Origin of the sequence: Actinoplanes sp. NPDC048796, from assembly GCF_040650035.1 — a bacterium.
Lineage (GTDB): Bacteria > Actinomycetota > Actinomycetes > Mycobacteriales > Micromonosporaceae > Actinoplanes.
This window is the reverse complement of sequence record NZ_JBEZGO010000011.1, coordinates 188,684-205,858: the sequence shown is the minus strand read 5'-3', so window position 1 is coordinate 205,858 and position 17,175 is coordinate 188,684. Positions and strand designations below refer to the sequence as shown.

General features: G+C 70.8%; 11 protein-coding genes. 4 read left to right on the top strand and 7 right to left on the bottom strand.

Annotated features, from left to right (window positions below):
- Positions 1 to 7: 7 nt before the first annotated feature.
- Entirely contained in the window at positions 8 to 2,686 is a 2,679-nt protein-coding gene (locus AB0C26_RS35105) for a tetratricopeptide repeat protein (protein ID WP_360256467.1), read from the bottom strand.
- Between the two features lie 10 nt (positions 2,687 to 2,696).
- Positions 2,697 to 5,399 (bottom strand): AAA family ATPase, encoded by a 2,703-nt coding sequence (locus AB0C26_RS35100; protein ID WP_360256465.1) that lies wholly within the window; start codon positions 5,397 to 5,399, stop codon positions 2,697 to 2,699.
- Positions 5,400 to 5,474: 75 nt separating this feature from the next.
- Here AB0C26_RS35100 and AB0C26_RS35095 point away from each other — a divergent pair, with 75 nt between their 5' ends.
- Complete coding sequence (locus tag AB0C26_RS35095) at positions 5,475 to 5,642, top strand: hypothetical protein (RefSeq protein WP_360256463.1); 168 nt, start codon at positions 5,475 to 5,477, stop codon at positions 5,640 to 5,642.
- Between the two features lie 142 nt (positions 5,643 to 5,784).
- On the opposite strand, the gene AB0C26_RS35090 is transcribed toward AB0C26_RS35095, so the two are convergent.
- Positions 5,785 to 6,486, bottom strand: a complete 702-nt coding sequence (locus AB0C26_RS35090; protein WP_360256461.1) for an HAD family phosphatase — start codon at positions 6,484 to 6,486, stop codon at positions 5,785 to 5,787.
- Positions 6,487 to 6,494: 8 nt separating this feature from the next.
- On the bottom strand, positions 6,495 to 7,652 hold the full coding sequence (locus AB0C26_RS35085) for an ROK family protein (protein WP_360256459.1): 1,158 nt from the start codon (positions 7,650 to 7,652) through the stop codon (positions 6,495 to 6,497).
- A 103-nt stretch (positions 7,653 to 7,755) separates the two neighbouring features.
- On the opposite strand from AB0C26_RS35085, the gene AB0C26_RS35080 reads away from it, so the two are divergent.
- Both AB0C26_RS35080 and AB0C26_RS35075 read left to right on the top strand, forming a co-directional pair.
- Entirely contained in the window at positions 7,756 to 10,017 is a 2,262-nt protein-coding gene (locus AB0C26_RS35080) for a glycoside hydrolase family 95 protein (RefSeq protein WP_360256457.1), read from the top strand.
- Between the two features lie 118 nt (positions 10,018 to 10,135).
- The gene (locus tag AB0C26_RS35075) at positions 10,136 to 10,744 is read left to right on the top strand and encodes a YdeI/OmpD-associated family protein (RefSeq protein WP_360256455.1); all 609 of its coding nucleotides are present in this window, start codon (positions 10,136 to 10,138) and stop codon (positions 10,742 to 10,744) included.
- Between the two features lie 24 nt (positions 10,745 to 10,768).
- On the opposite strand, the gene AB0C26_RS35070 is transcribed toward AB0C26_RS35075, so the two are convergent.
- The 3 genes from AB0C26_RS35070 to AB0C26_RS35060 are packed head-to-tail and all read right to left on the bottom strand — an operon-like array spanning position 10,769 to position 14,349.
- A complete protein-coding gene (locus tag AB0C26_RS35070; protein ID WP_360256452.1) occupies positions 10,769 to 12,424 on the bottom strand; it encodes an ABC transporter substrate-binding protein in 1,656 nt (551 codons plus the stop codon).
- Positions 12,425 to 12,445: 21 nt separating this feature from the next.
- Positions 12,446 to 13,363, bottom strand: a complete 918-nt coding sequence (locus tag AB0C26_RS35065) for a carbohydrate ABC transporter permease (protein ID WP_360256450.1) — start codon at positions 13,361 to 13,363, stop codon at positions 12,446 to 12,448.
- Positions 13,360 to 14,349 (bottom strand): ABC transporter permease subunit, encoded by a 990-nt coding sequence (locus AB0C26_RS35060; RefSeq protein WP_360256447.1) that lies wholly within the window; start codon positions 14,347 to 14,349, stop codon positions 13,360 to 13,362. The genes AB0C26_RS35065 and AB0C26_RS35060 overlap by 4 nt, the downstream gene beginning before the upstream one ends.
- A gap of 288 nt (positions 14,350 to 14,637) precedes the next feature.
- On the opposite strand from AB0C26_RS35060, the gene AB0C26_RS35055 reads away from it, so the two are divergent.
- On the top strand, positions 14,638 to 17,097 hold the full coding sequence (locus AB0C26_RS35055; protein ID WP_360256445.1) for a X2-like carbohydrate binding domain-containing protein: 2,460 nt from the start codon (positions 14,638 to 14,640) through the stop codon (positions 17,095 to 17,097).
- Positions 17,098 to 17,175 lie beyond the last annotated feature (78 nt).

The following is a 17,175-nucleotide window of genomic DNA, read 5'->3' as shown; positions in this document are numbered from 1 at the left end:
CGAGACGTTAGGGAGCGTCAGTGGGCAAAGTGTGGGCATCGATCTTCTTGCGTACGCCCGACGCCTCCGGCCGCCCCAGGTCGTCGAGGACGGCCACGGCCGACCGCCAGGCGGCGACCGCTTTGTCGGGCCGGCCCGCCCCGGCGTGGGCGTCGCCCAGGTTGCTCAGCACCTCGGCCTGGGAACGCCGGTCGCCGATCCGCACGCACAGCTCGGCCGAGGCGGTGAAGCACTCGACCGCCTGCTCGTGCCGGCCGAGACCGGTGTGCGCGAGGCCCAGAGTGTCCAGGGTAGCCGCTTCGCCGTGCCGGTCGCCCAGCTCGCGGAAGACCACCAGGGCCTGCTCGCACCGCTGCCGGGCCTGTTCCGGGCGGCCCAGTCTGGCCTGCAGGAAGGCGTTCTCGTTGAGGCACTTGGCCAGGCCGGCGCGATGACCCGCGGCGCGGTACAGGCTTTCGGCCCGGAGGTAGTGATCGAGGACCCGGTCGTACTGCCCGGGTTTGACGTACGTGTAGCCGATGCCCCGCTCGACGTGGGCCTGCCGGACCTTCTCGCCGAGCTCGGTGTAGCGCTCGATGGCGTACGTGAAATGCGCCCGCGCCTCGTCGGCCCGGTCGGCCCGGGCCAGCGCGTGGCCCAGGTCGCGGTAGCTGTCGGCGAGCAGCAGCGGGTCGTCCAGCTGCTTGGCCGCGGCCAGCGCGGTCCGGCGGGTGGTGACCTGATCGTGGCGCAGGTCCTGGCGGCGCTGGAACGTGTCGAGCGTCCAGGCCAGCTGCCAAGCGGCGAGGCCGGTCGAGCGGTCCACGAGCGCGCGCAGCACCCGGTACTCGGCGGTGAGCCAGCCGAGCGCCTGGTCCTCCCCGGTCAGCTTCTCGGGGCGGCTGCCCGGCGCGGGCTCGGCGAGCGGAAGCGGGTCGAGGCCGGGGGCCAGCAGCATCGCGGCCCGGTGGGCGGTGTGCAGATAGTGGTCGAGCAGCCGGGACTGTGCGGCCTCGTCCGTGCCGGCCAGGTCGGCGGCGTAGGCGTGCAGCAGGTCGTGGGCGCCGTACCGTCCGGGCGAGGTCTCGCTGAAGAGCCCGGCGCGGACCAGGTCGGCGAGCAGGGTGCGTGCCTCGGCCGGGCTCAGGCCGACCAGACTCGCCGCGGCCGCGACCGTGATGTCGGCCCCGGGGTGCAGCCCGAACAACCGGAACAGCCGGGCCGGCCCGTCGGCCAGGATCCGGTACGACCAGGAGAACACCGTCCGCACGTCGCTGTCCGGGTCACCGGTGGTGAGCTGGTCCAGGCGGTCCGCCACGTCGAGTTCGCCGGCCAGCTCGGCCATGGTCAGGCCGGGCTGGGTGGCCGCCCGGGCGGCCACGATGGCGAGGGCCAGCGGCAGGCCGCCGCACCGCCCGATGATCTTGTCGACCGCGGCCGGCTCGGCGGCGATCCGCTCGGCGCCGAGCCGTGCGGCCAGCAGCTCGCGGGCCCGGCCGGTGGAGAAGGTGCCGAGGGCGATCGGGCGGGCCCCGTCCGAGACGACCAGGCCGGCCAGCCGGTCGCGGCTGGTCACCAGCACCACGTGGCCGGGCGTGCCCGGCAGCAGCGGGCGCACCTGCGCGGTGTCGCGGGCGTTGTCGAACAACAGCAGCATCCGCCGGCCGGCCAGCCGGCTGCGGTAGAGGGCGGCCCGCGAGTCCAGGTCGGCCGGGATCTGGTGCGCCGGAACGCCGAGGGAGCCGAGGAGGCGGATCAGCGCGTCGGCCGGATCCATCGCGGCTCCCGGCCCGAAGCCGCGCAGGTTGAGGTAGAGCTGACCGTCGGGGCACCGATCGGCGACCCGGTGGGCCAGCTGAACGGCGAAGGCGGTCTTGCCGACGCCGGCCATGCCGCTGATCGCGCCGACCCGCTCCCGGTCGGGCAGCGTGAGAGCGGCGGCCAGCTCCGGCCCGCGGCCGCTGAAGCCCGGCAGGGCATGCGGGAGCTGGGCCGTCACCGGCCTCTTCGAGAGTTTCCGCGCGGCCGCGACCAGTTCGGGGCCGGGCTCCACGCCCAGATCGGCGGCGAGCCGGGCCCGGGCCTCGTCGTATCGGCGCCGAGCATCGGCCGGCCGGCCGGCCCCGGCCAGCATGAGCAGGAGGCGGGCCTGCAACGACTCGTTCAGCGGGGCCCGGTCGGCCGCCAGCTCGACCGCGCCCACCAACCGGGCGGACGCGCCGGTCACCAAAGCCGCCTCGGCCGCGGCGGCCTCGTACTCCCGGTCCAGCGCGGTGAACAGGGCCTGGCCGCGCACCTCGGCCGGGAGGGTGGCGGCCGCGGGTCCCTGCCACAGCTCCAGGGCCTCGGCGAACGCCTTCTCGCCGATCAGCGCCCGGAAGCGCAGCAGGTCGACCTCGTCCGGACCGGCCGCCAACCGGTAGCCGCCGCCGGCCCGGACCAGCCAGCGGCCCACGCCCCGCACGGCCAGTTCCGGCTCCAGGGCCCGGCGCAGCAGGCCGACGCTGCGGTGCACCGCGTTGACAGCGGTCGCGGGCGGGTCGTCCCACCACAGGGTGTCGACGATCTCGGCCAGGCTGACCGGCTGCCCGGCCCGGGCCAGCAGCACGGCCAGCACCGACCGCTGCTGTGGGGCGCCGAGGTCGATCTCGGCGCCGTCCCGCCAGGCCCGCACCGGGCCGAGAACCGTGAACCACATCCGCCCCATGAGCGCGACGCTAGGACCCGTCGGCGCCGCTCGCGAGCGTCACATGACGGTTGCGCACGATGGCGCCCAACTGCGCCCGGGAGGTGATCGCCAATTTCGGGAAGATCCGGTGCAAATGCGAGCTGACCGTACGGTGTGACAGGTACAGCCGTTCGCCGATCTCCCGGTTCGTCATGCCGTCCGCGGCCATCTGGGCGATCTGCAGCTCCTGGGCGGTCAGCCGTTCGTGCGCCTCCACGGTGCGGCGCCGGCTCGTCTCGCCGGAGGCTCGCAGCTCCTGCCGGGCCTGCTCGCCCCACGGGGTGACGCCGAGGCTGTCGAAGGTGTCGCGGGCGGCCGGCAGCAGACCGCGGGAGTCGGCGATCCGCCGCTGGCGGCGCAGCCATCGACCGTACGCCAGTTGGACCCTCGCCCGGGCGAACGGTCCTTCCTCGAGAGCCGCCCGGAACAGTTCCTCGGCCCGGTCGTCGCCGGCGAGAACGGCCCGGGCGTGCCGGAGGCCGCCGTGCAGCGCGGCCGACGGGGTCTGCCGCCCGAGCTCCTCGATCTCGGTGACGATCCTTTTCGCCTCGTCCCGATGTCCACTGTGCACCGCGGCGTCGGCCAGATCGGCCAGGGAAAAGCAGCGCAGCGCCGGATGGAAGGCGGGATCGGCCGGGTCGTGCATGTGCTGGAGATGCTCGTACGCCTCGGCGTAGCGTCCCGCGCCGAGCGCGGCCAGCCCCCGGGCGAGCCGGGCCGTGGCCAGCACCGGGCGGACCCCGCCGGACAGGGCGCCCTGCTCGGCCACGGTGGCGAAGCCGCGCGCGGCCTCCTCGTCGCCGCGCAGCGCGGCCAGCACCGCCGCCGTCGACTGGCCGATCCCGACGAACAACGGCTGGGACGTCTCGACGGCCAGCCGGGCGCATTCCTCGGCGGCCGGAATGCCGGCGTCCAGATCGGCCAGGTGGGCCGCGCTCCACGCCTGCGCGCCCAGAGCCCGGGCCAGCAGGCCGAGCCGGCCCTGCGACCGCAGCGCCGGCAGGGCGGCCGCCGAGCAGGCCTGGGCCAGGTCGAAGGCGCCGACCAGGATGGCCGCCGAACCGACGAGCCGCATCGCGTCCGGGTCGTCCCCCGCGCGTTCGGCGCTCCGCCGGAGACTGGCGATGACCTTGGCGCCCCGCTCGATGGGCGCGGCGAACGCGAGGATGGCCAGCAGATCCGGGTTGTCCCCGGCCACACCGAGCGCCTCGGCGGCGTCTACGATGCGGGGCCGGGCCGCGGGGTCGGCCCCGGTCCAGAACGACCGCAGCGCGGCGCCGTTGAGCAGCCGCAGGGCGACGTCGACGTGCCCGCCGGCCGCCACCCGCTCGGCCGCGGCCGCGATCGCCTCCGGCCGGCGGTGTTCCTCGCGCAGGCCGCCGCCGAAACTCGCCTCGATCCAGAGCAGCTGACCCCGTTGCCGCGCCGACAGCTCGGCCGTCTGGGCCGCGTGCACCAGGCGCGTCACGACGTCGCGGCGGCCGAGCTCCACAGCGGCTTCGGCCGCGCGCAGCAGCCGTTCGGCCCGGCGGGCCGGGTCGGCGGTGAGCTGCGCGGCCCGCTCCAAGGCCGACAGCGCCGCCGTCGCCGCGCCGCGCCGGCGGGACAGCGCGGCGGTCTCCTCCAGGCCGGCGGCCACACTCTCGTCCGGCTCGGTCAGCGCCGCCGCCCGGTGCCAGATGGCCCGTCCGGGCTCGCCGGCCAGCACCCGGGCCAGGGCGGCGTGCGCGGCGTGCCGCTCGGCCAGGCTCGCCCGCTGATGGATGGCCGAGCGCATCAGCGGATGCCGGAACCGGATCCGGGTCTCGTCCGGCTCCAGCAGCGACGCCTCCACCGCGGGACCGAGATCGGCCGCTGTCGCCGAGGCCGCGCCGAGCACCTCGGTCAGCGCGTCGCCGTCGTTGACCGCGGCCACCAGCAGCAGGGTCCGGGTGGCGGCGGGCAGCTGGGCGACCCGGGCCGCGAACGCCTCCTCCAGACGGTCACTGAGCGGCCGCAACGCCTCAGCCGCGGGCGCGGCGGCCAACTCCACCAGGGCGAGCGGATTGCCGGCGGCCTCCTCGAGCACCTGGCGGCGGATCCCCGGCGGCAGCGCGCCGGCCCGGGCGTCGAGCAGGGCGGCGGCGGCCTCGTCGCCGAGCCGTTCGAGGCGCAGCACCGGCAGGCCGGCGCCGAAGGCGGACGGGAAGCCGTCGCGCACCGCGGCCAGCATCAGCACCGGGTCGGCGTCGAGCCGCCGGGCCACGAAGCTCAGCACCTCGGCGCTGGCCGCGTCGAGCCAGTGCGCGTCCTCCACGACCAGCAGCGCCTTCCCGTCGGTGTCGCCCAGCACGTTCAGCGCGGCCAGGGCGACGAGGAACAGGTCCGGAGTGGCCGCCGCGGCCATGCCGAACGCGGCCATCAGGGCGTCGCGCTGCGGGGGCGGAAGGGACTCGGCGCGGTCCAGGACGGGCCGCAGCAGGTTGTACAGACCGGCGAAGGGCAGCCGCGACTCGGCCTCGACACCGGTCGTGGACAGCACGAGCAGCCCCTCGGCGGCGGCGACCCGGCGGGCCTCGGCCAGCATCGCCGACTTGCCGATCCCGGCCTCGCCACGGATCACCAGCGCCCCACCCCGGTCACGGCCGCCGCGGACCAGGCCGTCCAGCAGCCGAAGCTCGGCGTCCCGCCCGTACAGGGACTGCTCCTCCATGCCTTCACTCCCCCGCTTTCGCTGATCGTGAGCTTAGGCGGTGGCGAGTCGAGGACGGAGAGGATGACCGGCCCGATGACGGTCCTACGCTCGGCGCAGACGACCGGATCGCCCCCGGCGTCCACCGGGCCGCCGGCGGGCCGGAAGGTCGACTGGTCGCCGGCCGGAGTGGACCGGGTGTGGGTGGTCCGGGGCGGCACCGAGTTGTGCAGCTTCGAGGTCGTCCGGCCCCGGGATTCCTAACTCACGACGTACGAGAAAGGCTCCGGAGTCGAGTTGCGAATGGTGAGGTACCGCGGCCGGCTGGGCTACGGCGGCGTCGGCGGCACCCCGTCCGGCACTCAGACGAAGATCAGCAAATACGTCAACGGCGAGAGCATCGACGCTACGGCGCGGGGGCGGGCGCCACATCGCCTGCGCCGGATGAGGCGGTCAGCAGGCCGGGCAGCTCCGACATGTGCGTGAAGACCAGGCTGGCGCCGGCCTCGCGCAGCACCGACGGTGACGCGTGGGTGGGGCTCACCGGCGCGAATCCGAACACCGTCGCCCCGGCCGCCACGCCGGCCGTGATGCCGGCCACCGAGTCCTCGATGACGACCGCGGCGGCCGGGTCGACGCCCAGCGCCTCGGCGGCCGCCAGGTAGACGTCGGGCGCCGGCTTGCTGCGGGGCACCTCCATGCCGCTGAAGACCCGGTCGCCGAAGTAGCCGTCCAGGCCGGCCAGCTTCAGCTGCATCTCCACCTTGCCGCGGTCGGCGCCGCTCACGCAGGCGAACCGCTCGCCCATCAACGACGCCACGGCCCGTACCGTCTCCTGTACGCCGTCGATCGGGACGAGGCTCGACCGCAGCGCCTCGTCGCGGCGGCCGCGGAAGCTGGCCAGCCAGGCGTCGTCGATACGGAACCCGGTCTGCTTCTGGATGATCGCCCACTCGTCACGCAGCGCCTTGCCGACGAACAGGTCGATGCAGTCGCGCTCGGAGATCTCCCAGCCGAGGTCGATCAGCATCGTCCGGAGGACGCCGTTGGTGATGGGCTCGGAGTCGACGAGAACGCCGTCGCAGTCGAAGAAAACAGCTGAGATCACGGGGTATTTTATCCGGCGGCCACGAGAGCCTTGATGCTCACGGTGGCCGCCCCCCGCGCCCACTCCTCGAACGGCAGCGGCCGGATCGAGAGTGGACAGTCGGCGGCGGCGCCGAAGGCCCGGCGCTGGAAGCCGGCCCGGATGTGGGGCTCGAACAGGTCGTACGCGGCCAGGCCCTCACCGGAGACCACTATCCGGGCCGGGCCGACCAGGTTGGCCACCGCGGCGATGCCGGCCCCGATGGCGTCCCCGGCCCGGGCGAAGACCTCGCAGACGGCGACGTCGCCGCGCCGGGCCAGCTCCACCGCGTCCTCGAACGTCAGGTCGGGCCGCCCCGACGCCGAGCGGGCCTGCCGCACGATGGCGTCGGCGCCGGCGATCGCCTCGACGCAGCCGCGGCTGCCGCAGTGGCAGGCCGGGCCGTCGACGTCGATGCCGATGTGGCCAATCTCGCCGGCCACGCCGTGCGCGCCGGAGACGAGCCGGCCGCCGACGACCAGGCCGCAGCCGATGCCGGCGCCGACGGTGACGAGGGCGAACGACTCGGCCCCCACGCCTTCGCCGAACCAGTGCTCGGCGATGGTGAGCGCCTTGACGTCGTTCTCGACCGTGACGGCGAGGCCGGTGATCTTCTCGGCGCGTTCCCGCAGCGCGACGTCGTGCCAGCGCAGGAACGGCGAGTAGCGGACCAGGCCGGTGACCGGGTCGACGTCGCCGGAGACGGCCAGCCCGAGCCGGCGAGTCCGCGGCCGATAGCCGCCGGGGCCGTCGAGCAGGTCGTCGACGAGCTCACCGAGCTGGGTGAGCACCTGGTCGACGTCGGCCCCGGCCAGCCGGCGGTGCGCCGACACCCGTACCTCGGCGCGCAGGTCGCAGACCACGCCGATGAGTTCGTCGGCGGTGATCTTCACGCCGACGAAGAACTCGCTGCCGGCCCGGATGGCCAGCGGGCTGGCCGGGCGGCCGGCGCCCGGCCCGGTGCGCTCGGTGGCGGCCATTTCCTCGAGATAGCCCAGATCGATCAGCGGGCGGGCCGCTTTGGTGACGGCGCCGGAGGACAGGTCGAGGCGGCGGGCGAGGGCGACGCGGGTGATCGGCCCCTCGGTCAGGACAGCGGTGAAGACGGCTGTCACTGCGGGCGCTACGGCGTCAGCCTCGGGAAACATGGCCGAAATCTAAGCTCAATAATTTCCTTCGTCAAGTATTGATTTAGTCCTCAATACGGACCTACGCTCGCCGCGCCGCATCGATGCCCTTCAGGAGACTCCCATGCCTTCCACTGATCTCTACTACGATCGGCCGGCCGAGCGCTGGTTCGAGGCCCTGCCGATCGGCAACGGCCGGCTCGGCGGCATGGTGTACGGGGGCATAAACACCGAAATCATCCGCCTCTCCGAGTCGACCGCGTGGTCCGGGGCGCCGTCGGACACCGATGTGAGCCCGACCGCCCTCTCGCAGCTTCCGGTCATCCGCGGCCTGCTGTTCGAGGGCCGGTACGCCGAGGCCCAGCAGCTCGCGGCCGAACATCTGCCCGGACGACCCACTTGTTTCGGTACGAACGTGCCTCTCCCGCGCCTGCGCCTCGATTTCGACGGTGTCTCGGCCGAGCGCTACCGCCGCGGTCTCGACCTCGACACCGGCCTCGTCCGCGTCGACTGCGACGACCACGTACGGGAAATCCTCGCCTCCCACCCGCACGGCGTCATCGCCATGCGGATCACGGCCGGCCGGCCCCTCGGCTTCACGGCCACCCTCGACGACACCATCCTGCCCGGCGCCACCACCGCCACCGACGACGGCCTCGCCTTCAGCGGCCGCGCCGTCGAGACACTGCACAGCAACGGCGAGGACGGCGCCGTCGTCGAGATCCGCTGCCGCTTCGTGCTCGAGGGCGGAACCCTGCGGCGCGACGGCGACACGGTCGCTGTCGCCGGCGCCGACGCGGTCGTCGTGCTGATCGCCGTCGGCACCGACTGGGCCGGCGAAGACGCCGCCGGCCGGGCCGAGAAGCTGCTCGCCGCCGCGCCGGACTACGAGACCCTGCGCGCCGCCCACATCGAGGACCACCAGAGCCTGATGCGGCGGGTCCGGCTCGATCTGGGCGAGCCGGTCGCGCTTCCCACTGACGTACGCCGGGAGCGCCTGGCCCAGGGGCACCGGGACGACGACCTGATCGCGCTCTACTACCAGTACGGCAGGTACCTGACCGTGGCCGGCTCGCGCGCCGACTCGCCGCTGCCGCTGGCCCTGCAGGGCGTCTGGAACGACGGTTTCGCCAGCGGCATGGGCTGGAGCAACGACTTCCACCTCGACATCAACACCCAGCAGAACTACTGGGCGGCCGAGTCGGGCCACCTCGCCGAATGCCAGACCCCGCTGTTCGGCTTCCTCCAGCGCCTCGCCGAGACGGGAAAGGGTACGGCCCGGCAGATGTACGGGGCGGGCGGCTGGGTCGCCCACACGGTCACCAACGCCTGGGGCTACTCGGCGCCCGGCGCCGGCATCGGCTGGGGCCTGAACGTCACCGGCGGGGCCTGGCTGGCCCTGCAGCTGTGGGAGCACTACGAGTACGGGCTCGACGAGGACTACCTCCGCGAGCAGGCGTATCCGGTCCTGCGCGGCGCCGCCGAGTTCCTGCTCGACTACCTGGTGCCCGAGCCCACTAACGGCTGGCTGGTGGCCGGCCCGGCCGAGTCGCCGGAGAACGCGTACCTGGCCCCGGACGGCGCCCGGTGCTCGGTGGCGATGGGCAGCACCGCCGACCGCGCCTTCGCCGAGGCGATCCTGCGCATCTGCACGCAAGCCGCCGACATCCTCGGCGTCGACCCCGCACTTCGCGCCCGCGCCGAGGCGGCCCGCGCCCGGCTGTCCCCGTTCCGGATCGGCCGCCACGGCCAGCTCCAGGAGTGGCTGCACGACTTCGACGAGGCCGACCCCGCCCACCGGCACACCGCACACCTGGTCGCAGTCTTCCCGGAACGGCAGATCACTCCCCGCCGTACCCCCGAATTGGCCCGCGCGGCCGCGGTCACCATCGAGCGGCGGCAGGCCGCGCCCGGTTGGGAGCAGACCGAGTGGGTGGAGGCCAACTTCGCCGCCTTCCAGGCCCGCTTGCTGGACGGCGACAAGGCGCTGCACCACATCACCCGCCTGATCGCCGACGCCAGCGAGACCAACCTGCTCAGCTACTCCCAGGGCGGCATAGCCGGCGCCGAACAGAACATCTACTCCTTCGACGGCAACTCCGGTGGCGCCGGCGCCATAGCCGAGATGCTCCTGCAGTCCGACGGCGCCGAGATCGAGCTGCTGCCCGCCCTCCCCTCAACCTGGCGCGACGGCTCGGTACAGGGCCTACGAGCCCGGGGCGGGTTCACCGTGGACCTGACGTGGCGCGACGGCCGCCTGCACGAGGCCCGCGTCCGCGCCGATCACAAGGCCACCGCCCGCCTCCGCTACCGCGACACGGTCACCGGCCTCACCTGGGAGCCGGCACAGGAGCACATCGTCGACCGGACGCACTTCCGGGCCTGACGACCCGCGTCATCGATGAGGCCGGCGTGGTATCGCCGGCCTCATCGAGGCGCTTCGTCACGAAACCGTGGCAGCGCGCGGGCCGGAAAATGTCAGAGGGCGCCGCTAGCCTGCTGGCATGGCCAAGACGGAGCCCGTTGTGCTGGAAGAAATGATTTTCGCCGACGCCGGGGAGTTGCGGGCGTGGCTGGCTGAGCACCATGACACGTCGCCCGGTATCTGGCTGGCGCTGACGAAGAAGGGTGGCGCCGTCACCACGCTCACGTGGCAGGACGCGGTTGACGAGGCGCTCTGTTTCGGGTGGATCGACGGGCAGGCCCGCAAGCACGACGAGGCGATGTCGTGGATCCGGTTCACGCCCCGGCGAGCTCGCAGCTCCTGGTCTCGGCGCAACGTCGGGCACGTGGCCCGGCTGGAGGCGGCGGGGCGGATGCACCCGGCGGGCCGGGCCGCGGTCGAGGCGGCCAAGGCGGACGGGCGGTGGGAAGCCGCGTACGCGCCGCCGTCGGAGGCCGTGGTGCCGGATGACCTGCTGGCCGCTGTCGCCGCCGAGCCGGCCGCTCAGGCCATGTTCGAGGTGCTGACCAGCGCCAACCGGTTCGCTCTCATCCACCGGCTGAACGCGGTGAAGCGGGCCGAGACCCGGGAGCGGAAGATCGTCGAGTTCGTGGCCATGCTGGCCCGGCACGAGACGATCTACCCGCAGAAAGCCCGGCCGACTGCCTGAGCAGCCGGCCGGGCTCGCGCGTGACTACTTGTTCGTCGACTTGTACCGGTCGTACGCCTTCTGGTTGAGCTCCAGGTAGCGCTTCATGCCGATCCCGTCCAGGCCCTTGACGAAGGCGTCCCAGTCGGTGTCGATGTTCTTCGAGCCGGTCACGAAGGCCAGCTCACCCTGGCTGACGTAGCTGTCCAGGTTGGTCTTCAGGGTGGCCAGCTCGGAGACGTCGCTCGGGTCGACCCAGATCTGCGCCTCGGGGAAGACCTTCGCCTTGTCGACGTGCGGCTCGTACAGCTTGGACGCCTCGAACAGCCGGCGCTCCAGCCCCTGCTCGGAGTAGATGTCCTTCGGCACGGCCTGCTCGTTGCGCAGCTTGGTCGTGACGTTGTACTGCGACATGGACGACCAGGCGACGTTCTTCGGGACGTCGGCCGAGTCCTTGGCCTTCCAGGTCGGCTTCACGCTCTCGTCCAGCGCGATGTCGCCGGCGGCGGGCTTGACCCAGGCGACGTTCTCGGGGCCGGCGTTGACGGTGAGCTGGCCCTCGTCGGTGTAGATGTAGTCGAGCATCTTGAGGGCCGCGATCCGGGCCTCTTTGCTGGACTTGTTGGTCAGCATGAAGGTGTAGCCGGTCGAGGTCGGGTTGTTGTACGCGGTGTAGCTCTTGCCGGCCGGACCGGTCAGCGGCGGCGCGGCGTCGTACTGCTTGTCGCGGCCGTCCTTCTGGCCCAGCTGGACGAAGATGCCGGGGTAGAGCACCGGCGAGGAGCCGATCCGGACGGCCTTGGGGTCGTTGCCCGTGGCCTGCAGCGCCTCGGCGTTCTGGGTGAACGAGGCCCGGTCGATGAGGCCTTCGGAGTACAGCGAGTTGATGTACTTGAGGCCTTCACGCCACTCGGGCTTGTCGACCGGCGTCTGCACGGTGTCGCCGTTGAGCTCGAGCAGGGACGGGACACCGTTGCTGGCACCGAACGGGGCGTACGCGAAGGCGCCCATCAGGTAGCCGATCAGCGTGCTGTCCTGCGTGTCGGTGGTCATCGGGATCTCGTCGGCCTTGCCGTTGCCGTTCGGGTCCTTGGTCTTGAAGGCCCGCAGGACCGTCCGCAGCTCCTCGGTGGTCTTCGGCATCGGAAGGTTGACCTTCTTCAGCCACTCCGAGTTGATCCAGAGCTTGTTCCAGTACGTGCAGTGGAAGCAGTCGGACCACTGCGGCAGCGCGTAGATGTGGCCGTCCGGCGTGGTCGACATCGCCTTGAGAGTCGCGTTGCCGTCGAGCGCCTTCTGGACGTTCGGCGCGTACTCCTTGATCAGGTCTTCCAGCGGTACCGCGACACCCTGCTGGCCGAGCTTCTGCACCTCGGGCTTGGTGAAGGCGTCGACGTACGGGGTCAGCATGAACAGGTCCGGGTAGTCACCGCTGGAGATGGCGATCTGCCGCTTCTCCTTGGCCGGCCCGCCGTCCATGGTGGTGGTCGTCCACTGGAACTTGATCTTGAACTTGTCGCTGACCATCGTGGTGGTGGCGTTGGTGTCGAGCTTGGTGTCGGCGTCGGCCGCGGCCATCGCCGTGATGATCACCTTGTCGCCGTCCATCTTCGCCTGCGGGGCGTCGTCCTTCTTGCTGGACGAGCACCCGGCCGCCACCAGCGTCGCGGCGACCCCGACGGCTATGAATGATCTCCTCATGATTCCTTCCATTTCTGTGAATCAGCCCTTGACGGCGCCGACGAGCACGCCCTTGGTGAAGAAGCGGGCAACGAAGGGGTAGATGATCAGGACGGGCAGGCTCGAGATGACGATGAGCGCGTACCGCAGAACGTTTGCCAACTGCATTTGATGCATCGACTGGGCCAGATCGACGGAGCCGGCCCGGCCCGGGGTGTTGAGGATGAGAATGTTGCGCAGCACGATCTGCAGCGGGAACAGATCGGGGTCTTTGAGGTACACCAGGGCGTCGAAATAGGTGTTCCACTGATAGATCGTGTACATCAGGGCGAGCACCGCCAGCAGCGGCTTCGACAGCGGCAGCACCACCGACCACAGGGTCCGCAGGCCGCCCGCCCCGTCGAGCTGCGACGCCTCGTAGAGCTCGTCCGGGATCGTGTTGGCGAAGAAGGTGCGCGCGATGATCACCTGCCACACGCCGATCGCGTTGGGGATCAGCAGGGCCCAGCGGGTGTCCAGCATGCCGAGGTCGTGCACGACCATGTAGGTCGGGATCAGGCCGCCGGAGAACAGCATGGTGAAGATGAGCAGCGTCATGATGACGTTGCGCCCGTAGAAGTTCTTCCGGGACAGCGGGTACGCGATGGCCACGGTCAGCGTGACGCTGATGATCGTGCCGGCGACCGCGTAGATCAGCGAGTTGTAATAGCCCTGCAGAACTTCGGAGTTGTTGAGGGCCGAGCGGTACGCCTCGAGGGAGAACTCGACCGGCCAGAGGCTCACCCGGCCCGCGTTCACCGCCTCCGGGCTGCTGAACGAGCTGGCCACGATGTAGATCAGCGGCAGCAGCACCAGCGCCAGCAGCACGACGAGCATCAGCGTGACGACGATCAGGAAAATCCGGTCGCTGAACGGCTCCCGGACCTTGGCCGGCTTTTTCGAAAGGGTCGTCGCGCTCATCGCCACAGTCCGTTTCCGGTGACCCGCTTGGCGACGAAGTTGACCACCAGGAGCAGGCAGAGATTGACCACTGAATTGAAGAGACCGACGGCCGTGGCCATGCTGAAGTCGGCGTTGATCAGGCCGGTCTTGTAGACGTACGTGGGAATGATTTCCGATTGGGCGAGATTGAGGCTGTTCTGCAGCAGATAGGCCTTCTCGAACCCGATCGCCATCATGTTGCCGACGCCGAGAATGAGCATGATGACGGCGGTCGGCATGATTCCCGGCAGGTCGATGTGCCGGATGCGCTGGAGCCGGCTGGCCCCGTCGACCTTGGCCGACTCGTGCAGCGCGGGGTCGATGCCGGCCAGCGCGGCCATGTAGATGACCGCCGAATATCCGGCCGTCTGCCACACGTCGGACCATACGTAGACGTGCCGGAAGAAGTCCGGATCGCCGAGGAAGTCGATCGGGCCCACCCCGACGTTGCCGATCCCGTCGTTGACGATGCCGTTCGGCGCCAGCAGCAGGATCGTGATCGAGACGACCACGACCGTGGAGATGAAGTACGGCGCGTAGGTCACCATCTGCACGGTGCGCTTGAACCAGCCGTTGCGGATCTCGTTGAGCGCGATGGCCAGCAGGATCGGGATCGGGAAGCTCGCCAGCACCAGGTAGAACGCCAGAATGAAGGTGTTCTTGAGCAGGGTGCCGAAGACCGGGTTGGTGAACAGCCGCTGGAAGTTGTCCAGCCCGACCCACTCGCTGCCCCAGGGACCCAGCACGGGGCTGTAGTCCTTGAACGCGATCACGTTGAAGGCCATCGGGACGTACTTGAAGATCACGAAGTACGCGATCGGGATGAGCGCCAGCAGGTAGAGCTGCCAGTGCAGCCGCCACGACTTCTGGAACTCGGCCCGCCGGCTGCGCCGGCGCACGACCGGCGCGGAGGGCCGTTCGGCCGCTCCGGCCTGCGGAATCTTGTGCGGCGTGATGGTTGCCATCAGACCTCCTGTGGACGGCCTGAAGGCCCGGTCCGCACCGGAACGGCCCTCGTGGCCGAGGTCATCGGCTGATGGCCGATCTCGGGAAACATGGCCGAAACCTAAGCTCAATAATTTCCTTCGTCAAGTATTGATTTCCTTAAGTCGGCGGTCCTAAGCTCGTCGCACCTTGTGCCCGCCCTCTCACCAGCGCCGAGGCCCCCGACACCGACCCACCGACCGGTCGAGGGCCACTGTGGATGTTCGGCGCGGGCCGGGCTTCGTACCCCCGCTTCAGGAGGTAACACCGTGAGGTTCCGTTCCGCCGCCGTCCTCGGTTTGGCGATGCTCCTACCGCTGGGCGCCGGCGCTTCCGCCGCGCAGGCCGACCCGGGCCCCAAGCCCAGCCCGAAGGCCACCGGCGCGACCCGGGTGCCGCCCTCGGCCGCACCCGCGACGAAAGCCGCCGGGCCGGGCGCCTCCACCCCCGACCCCTGGGCCGTCAAGCCCTACATGGGGTGGAGCAGCTTCAGCATGCAGGTCTACTCCGGCAACGGTAAGTGGATCACCGGCGACCAGCTCATCAAGCAGTCCGACGCCATGAAGGCCAAGCTGCAGAAGTACGGCTACAACTACATCAACGTCGACGCCGGCTGGAACGACGGTTTCGACGCCAACGGCCGGCCGAAGCCCAGCAGCACCCTCTACCCGCAGGGCTTCCAGAAGGTCATCGACCACGTCCACAAGAACGGCCAGAAGTTCGGCCTGTACATGATCCCGGGCATCTCCCCGGACATCTACCAGGCGAGCCTGCCGATCGCCGGCGCGCCCGGCTGCACCACGCACGACATCGTCAAGCAGCCGATCCAGCAGGCCGACTACTGGAACCTGGGATACCGGATCGACTTCTCCAACCCGTGCTCGCAGAAGTACATCGACTCGATCGCCGACCTGTTCGGCTCGTGGGGCGTCAACTTCGTCAAGTTCGACAGCGTCACCCCCGGCTCCGGCATCAGCGACCTCTCGCTCGACGCCCGCGACGACGTCGCCGCCTGGTCGTCGGCGCTCAAGCGGAACAAGATCTGGTTCGAGCTGTCCTGGGCCCTCGACCCCAAGTACGCCGACTACTGGCGCTCCAAGGCCAACGGCTGGCGCATCGACTGGGACGTCGAGTGCTACTGCGCCGACGAGGCGCTCACTCAGTGGCAGAACATCGCCCGGCTCTTCCCCGACCTGGCCACCTGGTGGCGCAACGGCGGCAACGGCGGCTGGAACGACCTCGACTCGCTCAACATCGGCAACGGCACCATGGACGGCCTGACCCAGGACGAGCGCCGGACCGCGATGACCCTCTGGGCCATCTCGGCGGCTCCGATCTATCTCGGCAACGACCTGACCAAGCTTGATTCGTACGGTCTGAGCCTGCTCACCAACCCCGAGGTGATCGCGGTCGACCAGGCCGGCACCCCGGCCCGCCCCGTCTCGGCGACCGCCCAGCAGCCGATCTGGTACGCCCTGAACGCCGACGGCAGCTACACCGTGGCCCTGTTCAACCTGGGCCGCACCGACAAGGACATCACGGCGAACTGGTCGGACCTCGGCCTCACCGGCGCCGCCACCGTCCGTGACCTGTGGGCCCGCAAGGACCTGGGCCGCTTCGCCACCGGATACACCGCCACCACCGTGCCGATCCACGGCGTGCGCCTGCTCAAGGTCACCCCGCAGGCCGGGGCCAAGGTCGCCGTCAACAACGACGCCCTGCGCGTCGGCTACACCGGCGACTGGTCGCGCAACGGCGGCCAGGAGGTCGCGGCCACCTCGCAGCCGCTCGAGCTGACCGTCACCGACACCGGCGCCACCACCCCGCCGTCGACGTCGGGCCCGGTCCGCACGATCACCCACGACAACACCGACACCGGCATCGCGTACGCCGGCACCTGGTCGCAGAGCAGCGGCCGCGGCCTGGGCGACTACAACGACAACGTGCACTACACCGAGCGCAACGGCGACTCGTTCCAGTACACGTTCACCGGCACCGGCGTCTCGTACGTGACGGAGATGGACACCTCGCAGGGCGAGGTCGACATCTACCTCGACGGCGCCTTCGTCAAGACCGTCAACACGGGCCGTGAGCAGGGCCAGCCGCGCCTGTCCCAGCAGGCCGTCTTCTCGGTCAACGACCTGCCCAACGGCAGCCACACGCTGATGGCGGTCAAGAAGTCCGGCCAGTTCATGCTGCTCGACCGGATCGACGTGCTCCAGCCGAGCCTGCTCGACCCGCCGACCGCGTCCTTCGACAAGAAGGCCCCGGCCGACGTCACGGTCAAGCTGCTGCGCGACGGCAGCGAGTTCATCGGCGTCAAGGGCCTGACGAAGGGCACCGACTACACCGTGTCGGGTTCGACCGTGACGCTTCGTTCCGCCTACCTGGCCACCCTCGCGACCGGCAAGGCGCAGCTCGACTTCGCCTTCCGCGGCGACTACCTCGACGACGTCCACGCGACCAAGGTCAACGGCGATTCCGTGTCGTACGCCTTCAGCGGCACCGGCGTCGAATGGATCACCGCCGTCGGCCCCGACCAGGGCCTGGTCGACATCTACCTCGACGGCAAGCTCACCAAGCGGGTCGACACGAGCAGCGCCGCCCGCGCCACCCAGAAGACGGTCTTCGCCGTCACCGGCCTGAAGAACACCAAGCACACCTTCAAGGCCGTGAAGGTCTCCGGTGACGTCCTGCGCACGGACGTCATCCGCTACACGACCAAGTAACCCCCCGCTGAAAGGGCCGGGACGCAGCGCCGCGTCCCGGCCCTTTCGTATGGTTGCCTGGCGGCGGGGAAGCCCTCA